We start from the raw sequence: 656 nt of genomic DNA, 5'->3' as shown, positions 1-656 counted from the left end.
GTAGGGGAACCTGCGGTTGGATCACCTCCTTACCTGAAGATACCTTCCCGCGCAGTGTCCACACAGATTGTCTGATAAAAAGTAACGAGCAGAAAAAACCTCTACAGGCTTGTAGCTCAGGTGGTTAGAGCGCACCCCTGATAAGGGTGAGGTCGGTGGTTCAAGTCCACTCAGGCCTACCAAATTCGCACTCACGCTGCGTTATGTCTCCGGCTCGCATAGTTCACTATGCTTCGCGGAAACATGCCTTGCCTGAGCACGAATTACATTTCTCACGAAGTGTACTCGGTTGAGTGGTAGTAGTGGTCTCTGCAGTAACTGTATGGGGCTATAGCTCAGCTGGGAGAGCGCCTGCCTTGCACGCAGGAGGTCAGCGGTTCGATCCCGCTTAGCTCCACCATACCGTTTATCTGTTTTTTTCTGAAATACCTCAGAGCATACCGGCGACGGTGTGCTGCGACGTATTATGCTCTTTAACAATCCGGAACAAGCTGAAAATTGAAACGACGCAGCGCGTCATTCCTCCGTAATTAAGGAATGACTTGGCGATGCGTTCGAGTCTCTCAAATGCTTGCAATTCGCAGCGTTGTAAAACGCCTGTGGGTTGTGAGGTTAAGCGACTAAGCGTACACGGTGGATGCCCAGGCAGTCAGAGG

2 tRNA genes are annotated in these 656 nt (G+C 51.4%); both read left to right on the top strand.

The features are described 5' to 3' along the window. Positions 1 to 105: 105 nt before the first annotated feature. Positions 106 to 182: transfer RNA gene (locus NR201_RS22490), tRNA-Ile, on the top strand. Positions 183 to 324: 142 nt separating this feature from the next. Beyond that, positions 325 to 400, top strand: a tRNA-Ala gene (locus tag NR201_RS22485). Positions 401 to 656 lie beyond the last annotated feature (256 nt).

This window comes from Pantoea sp. Fr-CA_6 (assembly GCF_024520895.1).
In the GTDB taxonomy this organism is placed as follows: domain Bacteria; phylum Pseudomonadota; class Gammaproteobacteria; order Enterobacterales; family Enterobacteriaceae; genus Pantoea; species Pantoea agglomerans.
This window is presented reverse-complemented; position numbering and strand designations above follow the sequence as displayed.